Here is a 19,934-nt window from a genome sequence, read left to right as displayed (position 1 = left end):
CGCTGTTAAGGCCTTTCAGGGTACACCTTAATTAGCCGGATACCTCGGTAATAGTTAATAAAACCATATAATTAAATAGCCGTTTTCCCTGTTGAGTTAACGGCTATTTAGCATGATTTTATTATAAGTTTTGAACAGCTTTAACAATAACGCCTAATTGTGCGCCAATGAAAGCAAAAGTTTCGCTCAGTGTTTTATTAACTTGAGAAAGAAGCGGGCTAAGATCTAAGCTTAAACCTAATAAACCGCCATTAACATTAGTCATTTCGGTAGTGTTCATTTCCTGAACACCAAGTTCTTTTAATTCTAAATTTTTCATAATAGTATTTTTGTTCATTAAGTCCTTACTCTGTTAAGGCTTTTCAGGATTCGCCTGTTGGCCAGCCATTTATTAATAGCAACGCCATAAGTTAAGTACAACCACAACGAGTTAGATCAGCTATGTTGATTTAGCGTATCTGCAAGAAACATGATTGTGGGAACTGCCTTGGGAATAGTTAAATAAATTAGCTTAAAATTACGCCTACAAGCTTATTTAAAGTATAACCAAGGAAATTTACAGTGTTAGTTGCTAAAATGTTAACAGTAGCTCCAACTGTAGATACAGTATTAAAAAGCAGGTCGTTTAATATACCACCACCTTCAACTTTGGTCATTTCGGTAGTGTTCATTTCCTGAACACCAAGTTCTTTCAATTCTAAATTTTTCATAATAGTGATTTTTTGTTCGTTAATTCCCTTACTCTTTTAAAGGCTTTTCAGGATTCGCCTCGGTTCGGCCAAACACTTAAAACAAATATAATATATAACAATATATACTTAAATATCAGGTAATGGTGAGGGTTGGCTTTACGAGGGTTGGGAGATTAAAAACAAAGACCTCTTCTGTATAAAAGTGCCTTTTTAGCCTAAAAAAGCACTTTTAGTCAATCTTATTCAATTTATTCATTTTAATATCTTGCAATTTTACAGGCAATCTGAGTGAGTATTTAAATGAAAAAATACATGTAATATACATTTTAAAATGACCTTCACTAAACATAATTTATAATTAACACAATTGTTACAAAATCAATATATTAACTAAAAACACAATAAATAAATTAATTAAAAACCACATTAAAAATTAACCAATTGGCAATTATAATTTCCAACAATATTTAATAATAATATTAATCTAACTCAATTTTAATAATATAATCTTATACATATATTGAAATAATTGCAAATAAGTAAGAATGCCTATAAGCACGGAAGTTATACTGGTGATAAATTATCTTATACCGAAGACGGTTGTCGGTCATTTCGTCTTAGTGTTCAGAAGAAATAAATTTCTATAAAAAAGTTGTCATTTCGATGAGCAGGGGTGGGTTGTGCGATAAGGGCGAAGAGAAATCTTATACATAATGCAAAGCTTCAATTGCAAATCGTATAAGATTTCTCCTCGCTCCTCGTCGAAATGACAACCTTTTTATTTCTTCCGAACACTTATGGTCATTTCATGAACTATGCCCTTTAAGCAATAGCAATGTTCATAAATTAAACAATCCCCATACGGTTGGAGTCGAGCTTGATGAGTATGAATAATAGTATAGTAAAGCTAAGTAAAGACGATCCGCCATAGCTTATAAACGGTAGTGGGATCCCTATTACAGGTACCAAACCTATGGTCATGCCTATATTAATAACCACGTGAAAAAACAGCACAGATGCCACCCCGTAGCCATATATACGTGAAAATGGGGATCGTTGCCTTTCGGCCAAATAAACCACCCTCAATATCAAAAACAGGAATAAACCTATTACCACTATTGAACCTGCAAAACCCCACTCCTCGCCTATGGTGCAAAAAATAAAATCGGTGCTTTGCTCAGGCACAAAGGCGTATTTGGTTTGTGTGCCGTGTAAATAGCCCTTACCCCATAGCTTACCAGAGCCAATGGCTATTTTTGATTGGTTTACGTTGTACCCCTTACCCCTTAAATCGGTAGTGATACCTAATAATATATTTATGCGCTCGGTTTGGTGAGGTTTTAAAACACTGGTATAAATAAATTTAACGCAAAAAATAAACGTAATTGAAATGGCCAGGCCTACCAGCATGGTAAAAATAAATTTCCTGTTACGTTTAAATAAAAATATGATAAAAGCGGTTAACGCCGCCATTATCAAAATAATATAAAGCGGATTAAACAGAAGCGTCACTATAAAAAGTGTTATCAGCAAACCTGTTATCACTAAAAAATATGGTGATAACCCTTCACGATAAAGCACGAAGATAAGTGAACAAAAAACCAGTGTTGATCCGGTATCAGGCTGCAGCATAATAAGCAGCATCGGGAAACCAATAATAGCTGCCGCAATTAAAAACGACTTTAATTCCGTAACCTTTATATTAACAGAACTTAAGTACCGTGCAAGCAGCAAACAGGTTGCAAACTTGGCAAACTCCGACGGCTGCAGCCTAAACCCCCCACCCATATTTATCCAGGCCTGGTTACCGCCTACGTTACGGCCCACAACCAACACCACAATCAGCAGCAGCACGGTTATTCCATAAAATGCAGGGGCAAGCGCCGTAAGGAACCGACTCTCCAGTAAGAGTATAATAATGGCTACAACAATTGATACATTAATGTAGATGAACTGTTTACCATAATTGGTAGCAGTGTCAACAATACTGGGATGCTTATCATCAAACACAGCCGCATGAATATTGAACCAGCCTATAATGCACAGGGCCAGGTAAAGGAGTACTGTTAGCCAATCAACATTAAAAAAGAAACTGCGCTGGTTATTCATCTTATTTGCCTGCCCCCCTGTTAGCTAAAAAATTACCAAAACTGTTTAATCTGTTATTTTTCGCTGTTTTCATTTGAGCCGCCTTTTTTATTGAATCGGCTTTAATTTTTTTTATGGAGTCGGCTTTTACTGCCCGGATGCTATCACGAGTATGCTCTTTTTTCATTTTGAGCGAATAAATACTCAGATCGGGCAACAGGTTGGCATTTATATAATACTCAGGCGTAATCCCCGACGGACGCTGTGATATACTTCTTTTTAAATACTGCTCAACAATAAAACTGGCAATAGGCGCTGCCCATGTAGCACCCTGTCCCGCGTTTTCAACTACCACAGCTATCGCAATTTTAGGATTCTCTCGCGGTGCAAAAGCAACAAATACTGAGTTATCCTTACCCGTTTTATTTTGAGCTGTACCTGTTTTACCACACATAATAATGTCCGGTATTTTTGCACCCCTAGCGGTACCAAAATCAACCACGCTTTGCATACCATCTATAACCGGGTCAAAATATTGCGGGTCTACCCCTACATAATTCTTAACCGTGTACTCGCTTTTTATTATTTGTTTATCGCCTATAGCTTTTATCAGATGGGGTTTATAAAAGAACCCATGATTTGCAATGGTAGCCTCAATGTTGGCCAGCTGTAATGGAGTAGCCAACAACTCCCCCTGCCCAATACCCAGCGAAATAACCGTACTCGAGCGCCATCCTCCTTTCTGATACACCTTATCATAATATGAAGCTCTTGGCAGGTTACCTCTGCCTTCACCGGGCATGTCAAGATCTAACTTTGTACCCAAACCAAATTTAGCTACATTATTTCTCCAATAGTTAAACGAAGTATCGGTATTCCGGGCTCCATTACGGTTTATCAATTTCTCAAAAACCATATCAAAGTAGCCATTGCATGACTCTGCCACAGCCCTGCTCAAATTAACCGGACCATGTACCTCGCCGTGAAAACATGGCACCCTCCGGTTACCCGCCATGTAATACCCCCTGCAATTATAAATGGTACTTGGTGTAACGATACCCTCCTGCATGGCAATAAGAGCGCTCAGAGGTTTAAATGACGAACCTGGAGGATAATAGGCCTGTATAGGCCTGATAAAAAACGGATTGTATGGATCGTTATACATTTTAGCCGCATTATTACCACGTTCGCGCCCAACCATCAGGTTTGGGTCATAGGTAGGGCTGCTCACATAGCATAATATTTCGCCGGTAGATGGCTCAATGGCTACAATACTGCCCAGTTTATTTTTCATCAGCTGCTCACCCAGCTTTTGCACAGTAATATCCAATGATGAAGTAAGCCGCTCGCCCGAGCGGGCTACGGTATCAAAAGCGCCATTGGCGTAAGACTCTTTGAGTATGCCGCGCGAATCAACCATCATGTTTTTTACACCGCGTTGCCCACGTAAAACTTCCTCATATGCCTTTTCAACACCGGTAACGCCTATATAATCGCCCGGACGATAATACCCTCCAGAGCGCTTGATATCACGATCCTGTGCCTCCCCAATAAAACCTAAAAACTGCGCTGCTATCGAATCGGGATAAGTACGTACTGTACGCGGTTGTACATAAAATCCGGGAAACTCAAACAACCTTTCCTGGAACGATGCATACAACTCAACCGATAGCTGCTTTTCAAATATTGATTCGTGGCTGGGCGAGTATCTTATTGCCTTTGCAAAGCGTTTATCAAAACCGGCTTTATCAATTCCTATTAATTTACAAAAGGCCAGGGTATCAAAAGCTTTAACTTCCTTAGGGTTAACCATAATATCATATATCGGTTCGTTTTGAACCAATATTTTACCGTTACGGTCAAGAATAGGACCACGGGCCGGATACAGTATAAACTGGCGGATTACATTCCTGCTGGCATACAGCGAATAGCGGTCATCAACTATCTGGATATAGTAAAGCCTTGCCAGAAGCGTAAGGGTAATTACAATGAAAATACCGGTTACAACGTAGCGTCGTTCAAAAAACTTATTCATTTACGTTCTTTCCTTCTGAAAAATAGCAGTCCCGAAATCAGCATCAAAAATACTGTAAATAATGAACTCAAAACAACACGGCTTAGTGTGTATTGTAATTCAGAAAAACTAAAAACTTCTAAATTAAGCAGGAAAAAGTGATGAAAAAAAGTAAGTATCAGGGCATAGGTAAAAAACCATCTGAAACCCATAATACTCAATGTAGGTTCGGGCTCATTATCAAACCCATCTTTTTGTACGGTTATACTTATAAATAGTATCCGCACCAACGCCAGCACTACACAGGCTGCGGCATGTAAGCCCGGTGTATCATAAAACGCATCAATAGTTAAGCCTAATATAAATGATAATATAAACAATAATATATTGGGCACCTCAAAAGGCAACAGTAAAATAAATAATATATACAGGTATGGGGTGGCCAGGTTATAAAAGGTTATGTTTTTCAATAAAAAAACCTGCATAAAAACCAAAACCAAAAACCTGATGGCGTTAACTAAGATGGCCCTACTCATTTTTGTTTTGTACGGCCTCCAGTCCCGTTTGTTCCTGGGCAAACTTATTGTTTACCACGTAAACATATTGCAGCTTACTAAAATCAACAGCAAGCGCTACTTCCACATTAAGCAATAACCCACCACCCTTGGCGTGCAGGTTTGTTATTTTACCAAATGGTATACCGGTAGGGAAAAGCGAATATCCCGAAGTAACCACCTGCTCACCCAATTTTGGCTGGGCGTTATTTTGTATATCGATCAATAGCCCTTTTGTAGCATCAAGATCATTACCCCAAACAAATGAGCCAATTTCTTTATTATTAACCAGCATAGCGCTAAACCTGGTGTTTTTATGCAGTACGGATTGAATAATGGCCAAATGGTCAGACACGTCAACTACCTGCCCTACTACACCTGCTCCGCAAATAACCCCCATATCTTTAGCAATACCTTCTTTACTTCCCCTGTTTATGGTAATATAATTACTGCGCCTGTTGATGGAATTATTGATCACTTTGGCTACAATATAGCTGTATTGTTGTTTGTAAACCGTATCTACCACTTTATGTTTTTCAACCGTATCAACGTAGTAAGCTGATTTGAGCTGGCCCCGCAGGTTGGCATTTTCGCGGGCCAGGCTATCATTTACTTCTTTTAACGACAAATACCCGTAAAGCTGGCTAACCTGTGCGTACAAAGTACCGGTAACCTTGTTGGTGGAGGTGATGAAAGTGGCTTTTTGAAAAGAATTGTATTTTACATAAATAAACAGGGAGCTCACCTCAAAAATCAGGAACAAAAAAAACGCGTTATACTTAGTGATAAATATCAAGAGGTTACGCATCGGCTTATTTATTGAATCATTGAATTACTGAATTATTGAATGAAGATGATATTAAAATCACTAACTCAATAATTCAATGATTCAATAATTGTCACTATTGCATTAAAAATTTAAAATTACCTATGTTTTTAAGGGCGGTTCCTGTTCCGCGTACTACGGCGCGAAGCGGGTCTTCGGCTACGTGAACCGGCAGTTTTGTTTTGGCTGCCACACGTTTATCCAATCCGCGTAGTAAAGCACCGCCGCCGGTTAAATAAATACCTGTTTGATAAATATCGGCCGATAGCTCGGGGGGAGTAATTTCCAATGCTTTTAAAATAGCTTCTTCAATCTTCGAAATCGATTTATCAAGGCAATGCGCAATTTCGGTATAAGATACCATGATCTGTTTTGGCACACCTGTCATCAGGTCACGACCCTGAACGGCAAAATCAGCCGGTGGATCTGCAAGCTCAGGCAATGCGGCACCTACTTCTATTTTAATTTTTTCTGCAGTACGGTCACCAATCATAATGTTGTGCTGACGGCGGATATATTGTACAATATCAGAGTCGAAGTTATCACCCGCCACGCGGATAGACTGGTCGCAAACAATACCTGATAAGGCGATAACCGCAATTTCGGTTGTACCACCGCCAATATCAATGATCATGTTACCCATAGGCTCCTCTACATCAATACCAATACCTACCGCGGCAGCCATTGGCTCATGTATCAGGTAAACTTCTTTAGCACCCGCGATCTCGGCCGAGTCGCGCACGGCACGTTTCTCCACCTCGGTAATACCCGATGGGATACAGATCACCATACGCAGCGAAGGGAAGAACCAGCCTTTACCCTGGTTAATCATTTTGATCATACCACGTATCATATGTTCAGCGGCATTAAAGTCGGCAATTACACCATCTTTAAGCGGGCGAACGGTACGGATATTATCGTGTGTTTTACCTTCCATTTGCATGGCCTGCCTACCAATGGCGATAACTTTATTGGTAGTTCTGTCGAACGCCACGATAGACGGTTCATCGACAACAACTTTATCATTATGTATGATGAGGGTATTTGCGGTACCTAAATCGATAGCAATTTCTTGTGTAAAAAAGTTAAATAGACCCATTTAATGTTTATTTCGAAATAATCTGCAAAGTTTATAAAAATACGCTTAATAAAACCAGATAGTTGCAATTAAAAGCGTTAAAATATCACATTTATTGTACTGGGTTGTAGTTTTTGAATTGATTTGGGTGATTAAGTAATATCAGGCCGATGGAGTTAAAAAACATTATTACCAAAACTCACTTTATCCCTCGCTTACTAATTTAACACCATCAACAATTCACTCCATCAGCCCAATCAACCTAAAAAAATTAATGTTTAAAATGACGAACACCTGTAGTAACCATCGAAATGTTTTTTTCGTTGCACATGGCTACAGACAGTTTATCATTTATTGATCCGCCGGGTTGCAGTATGGCCGTTATGCCAGCCTCGGCAGCAAGTTCGGCACAATCAGGAAACGGGAAAAAAGCATCAGATGCCATTACCGCGCCTTTAAGATCAAAACCAAAGCTATGGGCTTTTATAACAGCCTGCCTTAAAGAGTCAACCCTTGATGTTTGGCCAACACCGCTGGCCATTAACTGACCATTTTTGGCAAATACAATGGTATTTGATTTGGTGTGCTTTACTACTTTGTTAGCAAAAAACAGGTCATGCAGTTCGTGCTCAGTTGGTTGCCTGTTGGTAACCGGAGTCATTTGCGACGGGCCTTCAATAACATCATCCTTATCCTGCTCAATAACGCCGTTCAATAATGTTTTGAATTGTTTTGTTGGCAAGGCAACGGGCTGACGAACCAAAATAATACGGTTCTTTTTTTCCTGTAGTATACTTACAGCCTCATCGGTATAAGCAGGCGCTATCAGCACCTCATAAAATATTTTACTGATCTCGGTTGCAGTTTCCGCATCAATCTCGTCGTTGGCAATGATCACACCACCAAAGGCCGAAACCGGATCGCAGGCCAGGGCATCTATCCAGGCTTCTTTAATAAAAGAGCGTGAGGCTATACCACAGGCGTTAGTATGTTTTAATATAGCGATGGTTGGTTCGGTAAACTCATCAATAAGAGCAACAGCGGCATCCACATCAACCAGGTTGTTGTAAGAAAGTTCTTTACCATGCAGTTTGGTGAACATAACATCCAGATCGCCATAGAAAACACCTTTTTGGTGCGGGTTTTCGCCGTAACGTAAGGTTTGGCTGCTTTGTATGCTTTGTTTAAAAACCGGCAGCGGATCTTCCTGGTTAAAATACTGGAATATGGCGCTATCGTAATGTGATGATATATTGAATGCCTTGTGAGCAAACGAGCGGCGTTGGTCAATAGTAGTAGCGCCATCCTGCGTTTTCAGGATATCTTCCAGCGTACCGTAGTCATTTTTTGAAGCAACGATCACTACATCTTTAAAATTCTTAGCCGCCGCGCGGATCAGGGAAATGCCACCAATATCGATCTTCTCGATCACATCTTCTTCGGCCGCTCCTGACTTTACTGTTTCTTCAAAAGGGTAAAGATCAACAATCACCAGGTCAATTTCAGGGATCTCATATTGTGCCAGTTGCTGTTCATCGTCATCATAGCTCCTGCGGGCCAGTATACCACCAAACACTTTGGGGTGCAGGGTTTTAACACGTCCGCCCAGGATAGATGGATATGAAGTAAGGTCTTCCACAGCTATTACATCAACGCCTAAATTGCGGATAAAAGTTTCGGTGCCACCGGTTGAATAGATATTAATACCAAGGCGGTTTAACTCAAGAATGATAGGCTCTAAATTATCTTTATAGTAAACAGAAATTAAAGCGTTTTTTATTTGAACAGACTGGCTCATGTACAGTGATTTTTTGAGCCGCAAAGGTAGTGATATTTAGTTAATTGATTAATTTTTTCTGAAGGAAAATAGTCGATGGTCGATAGCCCATAGTACATGGCTTAAGATTATTCGTTTTCTATTTTCACCATAAAGTATGATCTATGGACTATGGACCATCGACTATGGACTTTCCGACTAATTAACTAACTTCACCGCCCGAAATCATATACTCAAATTATGAAATTATTAGAAGGAAAAACAGCGCTTATCACCGGTGCATCAAAAGGGATAGGCCGTAAAATAGCAGAAAAGTTTGCCGAGCATGGCGCCAATGTGGCTTTCACTTATTTATCATCGGTAGAAAAAGGCCAGGCCCTGGAGCAGGAGCTGCAAAGCTTTGGCACTAAAGTAAAAGGCTACCGCTCTGATGCCTCCAAATTTGATGAAGCCGAAAAGCTGATCAATGACATTGTAGCCGATTTTGGCACCTTACATATAGTAGTTAACAACGCCGGTATCACCAAAGATGGTTTGCTGATGCGCATGACCGAAGAAAACTGGGACTCTGTTTTAGAAGTGAACCTGAAATCGATATTTAATGTTACTAAAGCAGCCTCCAAAATCATGATGAAAAACCGCAACGGCGTGTTCATCAACATGAGCTCGGTTGTGGGTGTACAGGGAAATGCCGGGCAAGCCAACTATGCCGCTTCAAAAGCGGGTATTATTGGTTTCTCCAAATCAATTGCCAAAGAGCTTGGTTCACGTAACATACGTACTAACGTGGTTGCGCCGGGCTTTATCAAAACCGAAATGACCGAGGTGCTTGACCCTAAAGTGGTTGAAGGCTGGGAGGCTGGTATCCCTTTGAAACGTGCTGGCCAGCCTGAAGACGTGGCCAATGCCTGCGTTTTCCTGGCATCGGATATGGCAACCTACATCACCGGGCAGGTTATCCCTGTTGATGGCGGGATGCTTTAGTATAAAGTCAAAAGTAAAAATTCAAAAAACAAAATGCGGTCATCCTGAACTTGTTTCTGGATCTCTAAGGACAAGTCATCAACCTGCTGCAAACTGCGCATGTGGGATGCCGAAACAAGTTCAGCACGACTTACCTACTATAAGAAGACTTACGAAGTTTTAAAAACTTCGTAAGTCTCAAACCACACCGCGTCATTGCTCCTGTCCTCTCAATGACGTTTTTTTTATTCCCCTCATTTCACAATAATTTCGCATTTTGCAGGTGAACGTAAAACGTAATGCGTAAAAACTTATAACAAGAATGTTTTCACTAACATGGGGTTCAGTTTCGGGGTGGTGGGTGCCTGTTTGTATTATACTGGGGATACTGTATGCCTGGCTGCTGTACCGGCAACCGGTTAGTCTGGGTAAAAACTTCAGGTTGGGGCTGGCTGCTATCCGCGCTGTTGTGGTGTTTATTATTGCTATGTTATTGGTTTCGCCATTGGTAAAAACGGCGAAGTATTCCCCTCAAAAGCCGCTGGTGTTAATTGCCCAGGATAATTCATCATCCATCAATACTTTTAAATCCACCGGTTTTAATGCAGCCCAGCTGGTAAACAACCTATCCAAACTGAAACAGGAACTTGGCGATAAGTACGATGTACAGGAATTTAATTTTAGTAAAGACCTAAGCAATGGCCTTTCTGATCAGTTCAACGGCAAGCAAACCGATATTGCAAACGCTTTGCATCAGCTTAACAACCGCTTTGTAAACCAGAATATTGGCGCTTTGATATTAGCTACCGATGGTTTATACAACCAGGGTAACGACCCGCAATATGAGGCAAAAAACATCAAAACCAGCATTTATACCATTGCCCTGGGCGATACCATTGCCAAACGCGACTTGCTGATAGGTAACGTAAACTATAACAAAACCGCCTTTTTAGGTAATGATTTTGAGATAGAGGTTTTGGCCGCGGCTTATCAAAGCAAAGGCGAAAACATGCGCCTGACTGTTACTGAAGATGGCAAACAGGTTTATACCCAAACCATATCGGTAGCTACCGGTGATTTAAGAAGACTTGTCCCCATTAAGCTAACTGCCGATAAAAAAGGGTTAAGGAAATATAACATCAGTATTGCTCCGATAAAAAATGAGTTGTCAACTCAAAACAATACCGAAACTATTTATGTGGATGTGCTGGATGCGAGGCAAAAAGTTTTAGTGTTGTACCAGAGCGCGCACCCTGATATTACCGTCATTAAGCAGGCTATTGAAACCAATAAGAACTTTGAGGTAAAAACCAGTCTGCTATCTGATATGACCAGCATTAAACTTGCCGATTATAGTCTGATCATATTATATCAAACTCCTGCGGCAAGTTCTGCCGCGGTAAAAAGCTTCATTACCAAAGGCAAAACACCTGTTTGGTATATACTGGGTTCACAAACCGATCTGCAGGCTTTTAATGCTGAGCAGAATAATGTAAAGATCAGTGCCGGGCGTACAGAATCGCAGGAAGTATTTGCCTTGCCCGAGGCTGGCTTTTCGGCTTTTACTTTGTCTGATTCATCCCGCAAAAAAATCGCGATGCTGCCCCCCTTGCTGGCTCCGTTTGGCAACTACGGGACATCAGCCAATACTTCGGTTTTATTAAAACAAAAAATAGGCGCTGTTGCTACTACTTACCCTTTACTGGCTTTTAGTGATGAGGCCGGTAGGCGTACGGCTGTATTAACCGGCGAGGGCCTGTGGCGCTGGCAACTGGCCGAGTACCAGAACTATGGCAACCGTAATGCCACCGACGAACTGCTGAGCCAAACTGTGCAGTATTTAACCGCCAATGCCAACCGCCAGCGTTTTAGGGTATACCCCGCCCGTAATATTTTTGACGAAGGCGAAAATGTAATACTCAACGCCGAACTTTATAATGATGCCCTTGAGCTGATTAATACTCCCGATGTAAAGATCAACCTGAAAAACCAGGTAGGAAAAAACTACAGCTTCCTGTTTACCCGCATCGGTCAAAGTTATCAGTTGGATGCAGGTACCCTACCTGTTGGCGAATACAACTACACTGCAACCACCCAAAACGGCCCGCAGCAATTTAAAGCCAGCGGACAACTTACCGTAAAACCCCTTAACCTGGAAACCCGCCAAAGTGCGGCCAATCATCAATTGCTAAATACTATTGCCAAACAAAGCGACGGTAAAATGTTATACCCCGCGCAGATCAGCCAGCTTGCTGATATGATCCGCAAGAACGACAATATTAAAACCGTGGTTTATGAAGACAAACATTACAGCGATATCATCGATGTAAAATGGCTGTCCGTGTTGATATTATTGTTGCTGAGTGGCGAGTGGTTTTTAAGGAAGCGTGAAGGGGAAGTTTAGGAAGGGTAAGAATCAAGAAATAAGGGACAAGAATCAGGAGGATAATATTTAAGGAAAAGCCTGGGCATGTGCGATTCCCTCCCAACGGGAGGGTGTAGGGAAGGGTTTCATAAAGCAAAATTAAAATGAGCAAAAAGATCATCCCATACAACCCGGCTCTAAAAGCTTTAGCCCGAAAGCTCCGTAAAAACATGACCGATGGAGAACTATTGTTATGGGATGAATTGAAAAACGACAAACTACTTGGTTTTGATTTTGACCGCCAGCGTTTTATTGATAATTATATAGTCGATTTTTATTGCAAAGATTTAATGTTAGCCATTGAAATTGATGGGATGTCGCATAATTATCAAGAAGCTTTTAATAAGGATGAGTTGAGACAGCAGAAATTAGAAAGCTTTGGAATACAGTTTTTGCGTTTTTCAGAATCAGAAATGAAAACAGATATGTTTAATGTGATGAGGACTATTTAGACTACGATTATTGAACTTATAAAAGGTGACCCGGCTATTAAACTACCCGAGGGGTTTGATAAAGATTTGCTTAAATAGCTTATTAGAACAGTTGGCTAAACCCCTCCCTGCACCCTCCCGTTGGGAGGGAATCGCACTTGGGCCAGGCTTTTTCTTAAAAATCTGGTATCACAAAAAAAGCGATAAGTTTTAAACTCATCGCTTTTGCAAATATCTTGTTTCCTGGTTCTAAAAGTCTCGTCTTTATTCCCTATTTATCCTTTTTAGCAGGTACTATTACAAAAACATCTTCATTATCTTTTTTCATGAGATACTTTTCGCGGGCAAACTTTTCGAGTTTTTGGGGATTCGAGGTTAGTTCGTCAAGCTCCTTGGTAACCTGGTCGGTTTCTTTTTTATAAAAATCACGCTCCTGCTTTAGCTTATTTACCTGCTTGCGATATTCGTATTGAGAGAACAGATCGTTCTTATCAAAAAATATCATCCACACTAAAAAAGCCATAGTAACCAAGAAAAACTTGTTCTTTAATAGGTTAATGAGGCGTTTCATTGATATGGGCTCTGTGAATTTCATTTAAAACTATTTAAAAAATTTGAGAGGCACAAATATGCTTATTAACTTATTAACAACGTAGTTTATTGTCAGGAATAATGATTTGGGGTAAATAACCTATCGGTTAACTGCCAGATCTGCCCGGGCTGATGTTGATATTGTTGAATTAGCTAACAACTCATTTATGTACTGGGTACATAATTCTTTTGAGTTATAGCTATTCATTTCATTATACAGTTTTATGATGTTGTTTTTATACAACCCGTTGGTCATAACTTCTTCTACTGCATTACGAATAGCCTCTGGCGTTGGGGTTTCAGTATTAAGGTTTATACCATAGTTAAGGTAGCCAATGCGTGCACATATTTCGCTTTTGCCCTCGTGAACTCCGGCAGCTACCATTGGCAATTGATTGCTTATACTTAATAATGAACCCCCATAGCCGCCATTTGTAACGTACACATTAACATAAGGCATTACATCATTAAAAGGAATGTAGTCTTCTATAATAATATTGTTTGCATTATATTTTTCTTTAAGCTGTTGCGTATTACTGCCCGCGGTGGTGGCTATAACCAGTACATCAGTATCTTTAAAAGCTTCCAGCGTTGGTTCGGTTAATTTGGTAGTATCCTTTTCAACTGTACCCTGGGTTACCAGTATAATTTTTTTGTAATGATTAAGGCGCTCATCAAACCAGCAATTGTGCCCGTTAACTTCGGGCTGATAAGGTAACAAGGCGCCTATAAAACGCACATTATCGCCCATTTCGCGTTGATAATCAAAACCCGGCGAACCTATTTGCAGGTATAAACTTGATTGCTTTACCAACATATTGGTGAACATCGATCTTTCAAACTCAATACCATAATCATTCAAAATGGCCTCATGGATATCAACAGATTTCTTGAACAAGAGGTTTAAAGCCTGATCATGCAGCCTGGCATATTCTATACGTGTTGCTTCGTCTTTGGCCGGAGGTAATGCCATGCCAAATGGAGCAAGATCAGCCGAGTCCTCTACCAATGGAATAATACCTATTGCTATTACCGGTTTATTCATTTTGGCCCTAACAAAAGGGATCGCGGTAAATGTGCTATCCGCTATCATCATATCAAACGCGAACGTTTCATGAATTTTTAATATATCGGCATAATACTCAGGCGAGCGCTCAATAAAAAAATGAATAAAATCAAAGTTCAGCTTCTCAATCGGATCGGTAATGAGTTGTCTGCCCTTGTAATCCCCTACATTATCTCCGTTCAGGTCCAGTGTTTTTTCATAGCCATAATGTGGTATACCCAATTTCTCCAGTTTACCGGCAAAAATATCTGAGGTAAACCATCGCACATCGCAACCCAATTGCTGTAAATGTTTGGCTAAGCCGGTAAGGGGGTTAAAATGCCCATCGGCAGCGACTGTGGCAAATAAAATTTTCTTTCCTGTTAGTTGTTGCTCAATTTGTTTTTCCATTGTAAAGTATTTTATGTGCAGCTGTTTTGTTAAAAGCGCCTATGATACAAAGGTGCAGGTACTACACCTGGCATACTATCCCCTAAAGTGTGGAACCTGCCCCCAGATATGGGGGATAACTGTTGTATGCGCTACTGTCAATGGAACCGGGGGCAGCGCGTTTAAGTAAACAAAGAAAAACCTGTAAACACAAAAACAGCCTCAAATGAGGCTGTTTTTGTGTTTTATACAATAAAGTAAAACTTTACAGTTAATGCCTGTTTCCGCCTGATGAACGGCTGGCTCCGCTTAGGCCGCTGTTGCCACCTGTTCTGTTACCACCTGCACGGCTGTTGCCACCGCCTGAACGGTTACCACTGCCACCCTGACGCCTGTTACCACCGCTCCTGCCTGATGATGAACCATTACGCAGACTTGCATTAGCACTGCCTTTTTTGGCTCCCATACCAGCTGCTATAGCAACCGGACTAAGTGGGTATGGATGCGCTTCTTCAATAGGAATCTCTTTGGCTATCAGTTTGTGGATATCCTTTAAAAATTCTATCTCTTCCTCGTCGCAAAAAGAAAGCGCTATACCGCTTGCGCCTGCACGGCCTGTACGACCGATACGGTGTACGTAGGTTTCAGGAATGTTAGGTATTTCGTAATTAATAACGTGAGTAAGCTCATCAATATCAATACCGCGGGCGGCAATATCGGTAGCTATCAGCACGCGTGTGGTACGGTTTTTAAAGTTGGTTAAAGCCCGCTGGCGCGCGTTTTGCGATTTGTTACCGTGGATAGCTTCGGCAGTTATGCCTACGCGTACCAGGTCTTTCACCACTTTATCGGCGCCATGCTTGGTACGTGTAAATACCAGCGCGGTTTTAATGTTCTTATCTTTTAATATATGGATCAGTAATGATTTTTTATCGTTTTTATCTACGTAAAACAACGATTGCTGTATAGTATCGGCAGTTGATGATACCGGGGTAACCTCGATCTTTTCGGGATTGGTTAATATGCTATCTGCCAGCGACTGGATCTCTTTAGGCATAGTGGCCGAAAAGAAAAGCGTTTGCCTTTTTACAGGTACTTTGGCAATTACTTTTTTAACATCGTGTACAAAGCCCATATCCAGCATACGATCGGCCTCGTCCAGTACCAGCATTTTAACGTGCTCCAGGTGTACAAAGCGCTGGTTCATCAAATCCAACAAACGGCCCGGTGTAGCTATCAAAATATCCACACCACGCCTTAAAGCGTCAACCTGAGGATTTTGTGATACACCACCAAAAATAACCAGGTTTTTTAAACCGGTATGTTTACCATAATTGGTAAAGCTTTCGGCAATTTGTATGGCCAATTCACGTGTTGGTGTTAATATTAACGCTTTGATGGTTTTTTGCTCTTTGTGAGCCATCCTGTCCTGATACAATAATTGTAAAATAGGCAGCGCGAAGGCAGCGGTTTTACCGGTACCGGTTTGTGCGCAACCCAGCAGATCCTGGTGTTGTAATATGATAGGGATGGCTTGTGCCTGTATTGGTGTAGGTGTTGTATATCCCTCAGTTTTTAAGGCCTTGAGTAAGGGCTCAATTAATTTTAAATTTTCGAATGACATGTAATGATTGTAATGTGTATTGTGCTATCGCCAAAGCATAAGCGGATCTGAAGAGTTTCGGTGATCAAAACCGTAGGCGAACTTGTATTTTTTCTGCAAAGATACTGTTTTTATTATTAACAATGCTTTAAGCTTATATTCAGCTTAAACGAGCGCAAAATAAAGCATTTAAAAATCACCATCTTGTCATGCTGAACATAGTGAAGCATCTATTATGCGATAAGCAAGATGGCGAATAGATCCTTCGTTCCTCAGGATGACAAATCAGGATTAATTTGGAAAGGCATAAAGAAGTTTACGTTATACCTCTATCTTTTCTTCGTTACCCTCAGGCGCTTTATTTTTAATCTTACGGTCGTTTAAAAACGAATGGACCAGAAGGATACCTACACCAGCCATGATAGACATATCGGCTACGTTGAACACGCCTGTTTGAAACCATTTGAATTTAATGAGCATAAAATCGGTTACACCGCCGTACACCCATCTGTCATAAAGGTTGCCCATACCACCGGCAAGCACCAGGACTATTCCCAGTACGGTAAGTTTATGAAGGTTGGTTTTCATTAAAACATAAACCAGCCCAAACAGGAGCACCGCTGCAGGCAACAGCGTAAGCAACATAAATCGCCACGGATTTTCAAGCGAATCGCCCAGACTTAAAAAAGCGCCTGTGTTTTCGGTACGGGTTATCAGGAAATGATAATTGTATTTAAAGGGCAGTATTTCTTCGTGATATTCAAAATTGTGGCGTATGTAATTTTTTGATATGCGGTCAAGCGCGATATCAACAATTAAGATCAGCATTATCCACAGCCCCCTCAAAACCCCTTTTCTGTTCATCAATATAATTTTATTAGTAATTGTACAATAACGTGGCTGGTATGGTTTAATTATTGGTTTTATGAATGGCTATTCTTTAGGCGGAGGGTATTGCCCCATAAACCCCTTATCGCGTTTGGTTTGTTCCCAATTGTTGGTAAAGGCGGCCAGCCAGTAATCGTATTTTTCAAAATCAAACTCCAAACTGGTGTATGGTTTTAAAAAGGTGGCATCAACAGGTTCAATCTGGTACATATCAAATATGGGATCGTCCTGATCTGTTTCAAAGTAATTTTGCAGTATGGACAGCTCAATAGGTGCAAGCTCAGCTGCGCCGGCTAAGGATTCGTCGGCCTTATTAAAGTATTGTATCTCACGCTTTAACCATTCCGGCTGTTTACCTTTTGCCATCTATATAAATTAAAAAAGAGCCACCTGTTTTTACACAGATGGCTCTTTTATGAGTTTGATTATTTTTTGTAGAATTTAAAATTCTTACCGATGAATTTTGCGTTTTCGCCTAATTCTTCTTCAATACGCAATAATTGGTTGTATTTCGCGATCCTGTCTGAACGTGAAGCCGAACCGGTTTTGATTTGACCGCAGTTTAATGCTACAGCTAAATCGGCAATGGTTGCATCTTCAGTTTCGCCTGAGCGGTGGCTCATTACCGAAGTATAACCATTGGTTTGAGCCAAAGTAACCGCGTTAATGGTTTCGGTTAAGGAACCAATCTGGTTTACTTTTACCAGGATAGAGTTAGCAGTATCTTCGTCAATACCACGTTGCAAACGTTTGGTGTTGGTTACAAATAAATCGTCACCTACCAGTTGTACGGTTTTGCCCAATTTTTCAGTTAATAATTTCCAGCCAGCCCAATCGTCTTCGGCCATACCATCTTCAATCGAAATAACAGGGTATTTGGCAACAAGTTCTGCAAGATATTCAACCTGCTCTGCGCTTGTGCGGATAGCACCTTTTTCGCCTTCAAACTTGGTATAATCGTATTTACCGTCTTTGTAAAACTCAGATGCGGCACAGTCAAACGCAATAAAGATGTCTTCACCTGGTTTGTAACCGGCTTTTTCAATAGCTTTTAAAATGGTTTCAACACCGTCTTCTGTACCTTCAAAAGTTGGTGCAAAACCACCTTCGTCACCAACAGCGGTTGATAAACCACGATCATGCAGAATTTTTTTCAGGTTATGGAATACTTCGGTACCCCAACGTAATGCTTCAGAAAAAGATGGAGCGCCAACAGGCATGATCATAAATTCCTGGAAAGCAATAGGAGCATCAGAGTGCGAGCCGCCATTAATGATATTCATCATGGGGATTGGTAATGTATTTGCATTTACACCACCAATGTAGCGGTACAAAGGCTGGCGGCTTTCTTGCGCTGCAGCTTTTGCAACTGCTAAAGAAACGCCCAAAATAGCGTTAGCACCTAATTTACCTTTGTTTTCTGTACCGTCAATTTCAATCATTAATGCATCAATGGTATTTTGGTCAAAAACATCAATACCTTTTAATTCTGGTGCAATGACATCGTTTACGTTGGCAACGGCTTTTAAAACGCCTTTACCCATATATTTTGATTTGTCATCATCGCGAAGTTCAACAGCTTCGTGTGCGCCGGTTGATGCACCTGATGGTACAGCGGCACGGCCAAAAGCGCCGTTCTCAGTTAAAACTTCAACCTCCACAGTGGGGTTACCGCGCGAATCTAAAATTTGGCGGGCGTGTACGTCAATTATTAAGCTCATAATTTATTGTCAGATATTTGTAATTTGTAAACCGCGGGCTAAGTTAACAGCAAAATCAGGAAATCGCAATTAGAATTTTTCATTTGTAATGATTATTAATCAGTTGTTGTAGGAACGCGCTCACCTGCAACTCCATTTTTACGATTAATACGGTACATGAGCATCAGCATGATATTATTTTTAGCACTGCTTTGCACAGCTGTATAATTGCGCTGATTTATCCAGCCTGCCTGTACTATCCATTTTTTATCAAACTGATAACCTAATGCCGCCGATACCCGGTTACGCTCAAAGTTAGGCGCCTTGTTGTTAAAGAACACTTCATCAAAAACAGACAGGAACCAGGTCTTAGCTACAATTTTGGTATTATTTAAAGGTATGAACATGTTTAATCTGTACCTGAAACGATTGCGGTAATCACCGTTAACCCATCGTTGTTCTACACGATAACGATGTTCAAATTTAATGCGGTACAGGAACTGGTTAACCGTCATTTGTTCCCATAAGCGATATTCGTTGGTTGTAGGTCCTTTGCCCAGGTCGGTATAATCATAAGTATGATAGGTGCCTGTACCAAGTAAAGCGATAAAATTTTTATCAATATCATAGCTTACACCAGCCTTAGCCTCGTAATACTGAAATTGACTGAACGCACCGTTAGTACGGGTTTGCAGTTCAGAATATCCACCCCATTTATGGCTGCTATCGCCGGGTAATACTACGGTGACTATGCCCCACGTACCCACTTTGGAGTCCTGCGCCTTAACATTAAATGAATATCCAATTAACAGAAACAACAATAAAACAGCGCTTTTAAAGCCTTTTGACATACTATCGGGATTTATTTG

18 protein-coding genes are annotated in these 19,934 nt (G+C 40.7%); 3 read left to right on the top strand and 15 right to left on the bottom strand.

Annotation, left to right across the window (positions count from 1 at the left end; all coding sequences use genetic code 11):
• Positions 1 to 121: 121 nt before the first annotated feature.
• From M2273_RS24820 to purH, 8 genes are all read right to left on the bottom strand, one after another.
• Positions 122 to 319, bottom strand: a complete 198-nt coding sequence (locus M2273_RS24820) for a hypothetical protein (RefSeq protein ID WP_429400467.1) — start codon at positions 317 to 319, stop codon at positions 122 to 124.
• A 187-nt stretch (positions 320 to 506) separates the two neighbouring features.
• Entirely contained in the window at positions 507 to 710 is a 204-nt protein-coding gene (locus tag M2273_RS24815) for a hypothetical protein (RefSeq protein ID WP_429400466.1), read from the bottom strand.
• An 828-nt stretch (positions 711 to 1,538) separates the two neighbouring features.
• Complete coding sequence (gene rodA / locus M2273_RS24810) at positions 1,539 to 2,801, bottom strand: rod shape-determining protein RodA (protein ID WP_429400465.1); 1,263 nt, start codon at positions 2,799 to 2,801, stop codon at positions 1,539 to 1,541.
• A 1-nt stretch (position 2,802) separates the two neighbouring features.
• Complete coding sequence (gene mrdA / locus M2273_RS24805; RefSeq protein WP_429400464.1) at positions 2,803 to 4,815, bottom strand: penicillin-binding protein 2; 2,013 nt, start codon at positions 4,813 to 4,815, stop codon at positions 2,803 to 2,805.
• Positions 4,812 to 5,330, bottom strand: coding sequence for a rod shape-determining protein MreD (locus tag M2273_RS24800; protein WP_429400463.1), 519 nt, complete (start codon positions 5,328 to 5,330; stop codon positions 4,812 to 4,814). Before M2273_RS24800 ends, mrdA begins: the two co-directional genes overlap by 4 nt.
• Positions 5,323 to 6,156 (bottom strand): rod shape-determining protein MreC, encoded by an 834-nt coding sequence (gene mreC, locus M2273_RS24795; protein WP_429400462.1) that lies wholly within the window; start codon positions 6,154 to 6,156, stop codon positions 5,323 to 5,325. Before mreC ends, M2273_RS24800 begins: the two co-directional genes overlap by 8 nt.
• A gap of 94 nt (positions 6,157 to 6,250) precedes the next feature.
• Positions 6,251 to 7,273, bottom strand: a complete 1,023-nt coding sequence (locus M2273_RS24790) for a rod shape-determining protein (protein WP_090651245.1) — start codon at positions 7,271 to 7,273, stop codon at positions 6,251 to 6,253.
• Between the two features lie 250 nt (positions 7,274 to 7,523).
• Positions 7,524 to 9,050, bottom strand: a complete 1,527-nt coding sequence (purH, locus tag M2273_RS24785; RefSeq protein ID WP_429400461.1) for a bifunctional phosphoribosylaminoimidazolecarboxamide formyltransferase/IMP cyclohydrolase — start codon at positions 9,048 to 9,050, stop codon at positions 7,524 to 7,526.
• Between the two features lie 219 nt (positions 9,051 to 9,269).
• Here purH and fabG point away from each other — a divergent pair, with 219 nt between their 5' ends.
• The 3 genes from fabG to M2273_RS24770 all read left to right on the top strand — a co-directional run bounded on the left by fabG (position 9,270) and on the right by M2273_RS24770 (position 12,869).
• Positions 9,270 to 10,013, top strand: a complete 744-nt coding sequence (fabG, locus tag M2273_RS24780; protein WP_429400460.1) for a 3-oxoacyl-[acyl-carrier-protein] reductase — start codon at positions 9,270 to 9,272, stop codon at positions 10,011 to 10,013.
• A gap of 301 nt (positions 10,014 to 10,314) precedes the next feature.
• Complete coding sequence (locus M2273_RS24775; RefSeq protein WP_429400459.1) at positions 10,315 to 12,396, top strand: hypothetical protein; 2,082 nt, start codon at positions 10,315 to 10,317, stop codon at positions 12,394 to 12,396.
• A gap of 125 nt (positions 12,397 to 12,521) precedes the next feature.
• Complete coding sequence (locus tag M2273_RS24770; RefSeq protein ID WP_429400458.1) at positions 12,522 to 12,869, top strand: endonuclease domain-containing protein; 348 nt, start codon at positions 12,522 to 12,524, stop codon at positions 12,867 to 12,869.
• Positions 12,870 to 13,119: 250 nt separating this feature from the next.
• On the opposite strand, the gene M2273_RS24765 is transcribed toward M2273_RS24770, so the two are convergent.
• The 7 genes from M2273_RS24765 to M2273_RS24735 form a co-directional block, all read right to left on the bottom strand.
• Complete coding sequence (locus M2273_RS24765) at positions 13,120 to 13,419, bottom strand: FtsB family cell division protein (protein WP_429400550.1); 300 nt, start codon at positions 13,417 to 13,419, stop codon at positions 13,120 to 13,122.
• A 120-nt stretch (positions 13,420 to 13,539) separates the two neighbouring features.
• Positions 13,540 to 14,895 carry a glycosyltransferase gene (locus M2273_RS24760; protein ID WP_429400457.1) on the bottom strand — a complete coding sequence of 452 codons (1,356 nt, stop codon included), beginning with the start codon at positions 14,893 to 14,895 and terminating at the stop codon, positions 13,540 to 13,542.
• A gap of 250 nt (positions 14,896 to 15,145) precedes the next feature.
• The gene (locus tag M2273_RS24755) at positions 15,146 to 16,498 is read right to left on the bottom strand and encodes a DEAD/DEAH box helicase (RefSeq protein ID WP_429400456.1); all 1,353 of its coding nucleotides are present in this window, start codon (positions 16,496 to 16,498) and stop codon (positions 15,146 to 15,148) included.
• 300 nt (positions 16,499 to 16,798) lie between these two features.
• Complete coding sequence (gene lspA, locus M2273_RS24750; protein ID WP_429400455.1) at positions 16,799 to 17,341, bottom strand: signal peptidase II; 543 nt, start codon at positions 17,339 to 17,341, stop codon at positions 16,799 to 16,801.
• A 69-nt stretch (positions 17,342 to 17,410) separates the two neighbouring features.
• On the bottom strand, positions 17,411 to 17,731 hold the full coding sequence (locus M2273_RS24745) for a DUF7683 domain-containing protein (protein ID WP_429400454.1): 321 nt from the start codon (positions 17,729 to 17,731) through the stop codon (positions 17,411 to 17,413).
• A 59-nt stretch (positions 17,732 to 17,790) separates the two neighbouring features.
• On the bottom strand, positions 17,791 to 19,086 hold the full coding sequence (gene eno / locus M2273_RS24740) for a phosphopyruvate hydratase (RefSeq protein WP_429400453.1): 1,296 nt from the start codon (positions 19,084 to 19,086) through the stop codon (positions 17,791 to 17,793).
• Between the two features lie 95 nt (positions 19,087 to 19,181).
• Positions 19,182 to 19,916 carry a DUF2490 domain-containing protein gene (locus M2273_RS24735; protein ID WP_429400452.1) on the bottom strand — a complete coding sequence of 245 codons (735 nt, stop codon included), beginning with the start codon at positions 19,914 to 19,916 and terminating at the stop codon, positions 19,182 to 19,184.
• Positions 19,917 to 19,934: the final 18 nt, after the last annotated feature.

It is taken from the genome of Mucilaginibacter lappiensis (genome assembly GCF_050433765.1).
Classification (GTDB): domain Bacteria; phylum Bacteroidota; class Bacteroidia; order Sphingobacteriales; family Sphingobacteriaceae; genus Mucilaginibacter; species Mucilaginibacter lappiensis_A.
Note: the sequence above shows the minus strand (reverse complement) of the source record. Positions and strands in the feature narration are given on the sequence as shown.

Bases quoted from the DNA above. Each gene is read 5' to 3' on its own strand.
- M2273_RS24820 (WP_429400467.1), bottom strand. From the start codon at position 319: ATGAAAAATTTAGAATTAAAAGAACTTGGTGTTCAGGAAATGAACACT.
- M2273_RS24815 (WP_429400466.1), bottom strand. From the start codon at position 710: ATGAAAAATTTAGAATTGAAAGAACTTGGTGTTCAGGAAATGAACACT.
- rodA (WP_429400465.1), bottom strand. From the start codon at position 2,801: ATGAATAACCAGCGCAGTTTCTTTTTTAATGTTGATTGGCTAACAGTA.
- mrdA (WP_429400464.1), bottom strand. From the start codon at position 4,815: ATGAATAAGTTTTTTGAACGACGCTACGTTGTAACCGGTATTTTCATT.
- M2273_RS24800 (WP_429400463.1), bottom strand. From the start codon at position 5,330: ATGAGTAGGGCCATCTTAGTTAACGCCATCAGGTTTTTGGTTTTGGTT.
- mreC (WP_429400462.1), bottom strand. From the start codon at position 6,156: ATGCGTAACCTCTTGATATTTATCACTAAGTATAACGCGTTTTTTTTG.
- M2273_RS24790 (WP_090651245.1), bottom strand. From the start codon at position 7,273: ATGGGTCTATTTAACTTTTTTACACAAGAAATTGCTATCGATTTAGGT.
- purH (WP_429400461.1), bottom strand. From the start codon at position 9,050: ATGAGCCAGTCTGTTCAAATAAAAAACGCTTTAATTTCTGTTTACTAT.
- fabG (WP_429400460.1), top strand. From the start codon at position 9,270: ATGAAATTATTAGAAGGAAAAACAGCGCTTATCACCGGTGCATCAAAA.
- M2273_RS24775 (WP_429400459.1), top strand. From the start codon at position 10,315: ATGTTTTCACTAACATGGGGTTCAGTTTCGGGGTGGTGGGTGCCTGTT.
- M2273_RS24770 (WP_429400458.1), top strand. From the start codon at position 12,522: ATGAGCAAAAAGATCATCCCATACAACCCGGCTCTAAAAGCTTTAGCC.
- M2273_RS24765 (WP_429400550.1), bottom strand. From the start codon at position 13,419: ATGAAACGCCTCATTAACCTATTAAAGAACAAGTTTTTCTTGGTTACT.
- M2273_RS24760 (WP_429400457.1), bottom strand. From the start codon at position 14,895: ATGGAAAAACAAATTGAGCAACAACTAACAGGAAAGAAAATTTTATTT.
- M2273_RS24755 (WP_429400456.1), bottom strand. From the start codon at position 16,498: ATGTCATTCGAAAATTTAAAATTAATTGAGCCCTTACTCAAGGCCTTA.
- lspA (WP_429400455.1), bottom strand. From the start codon at position 17,341: ATGAACAGAAAAGGGGTTTTGAGGGGGCTGTGGATAATGCTGATCTTA.
- M2273_RS24745 (WP_429400454.1), bottom strand. From the start codon at position 17,731: ATGGCAAAAGGTAAACAGCCGGAATGGTTAAAGCGTGAGATACAATAC.
- eno (WP_429400453.1), bottom strand. From the start codon at position 19,086: ATGAGCTTAATAATTGACGTACACGCCCGCCAAATTTTAGATTCGCGC.
- M2273_RS24735 (WP_429400452.1), bottom strand. From the start codon at position 19,916: ATGTCAAAAGGCTTTAAAAGCGCTGTTTTATTGTTGTTTCTGTTAATT.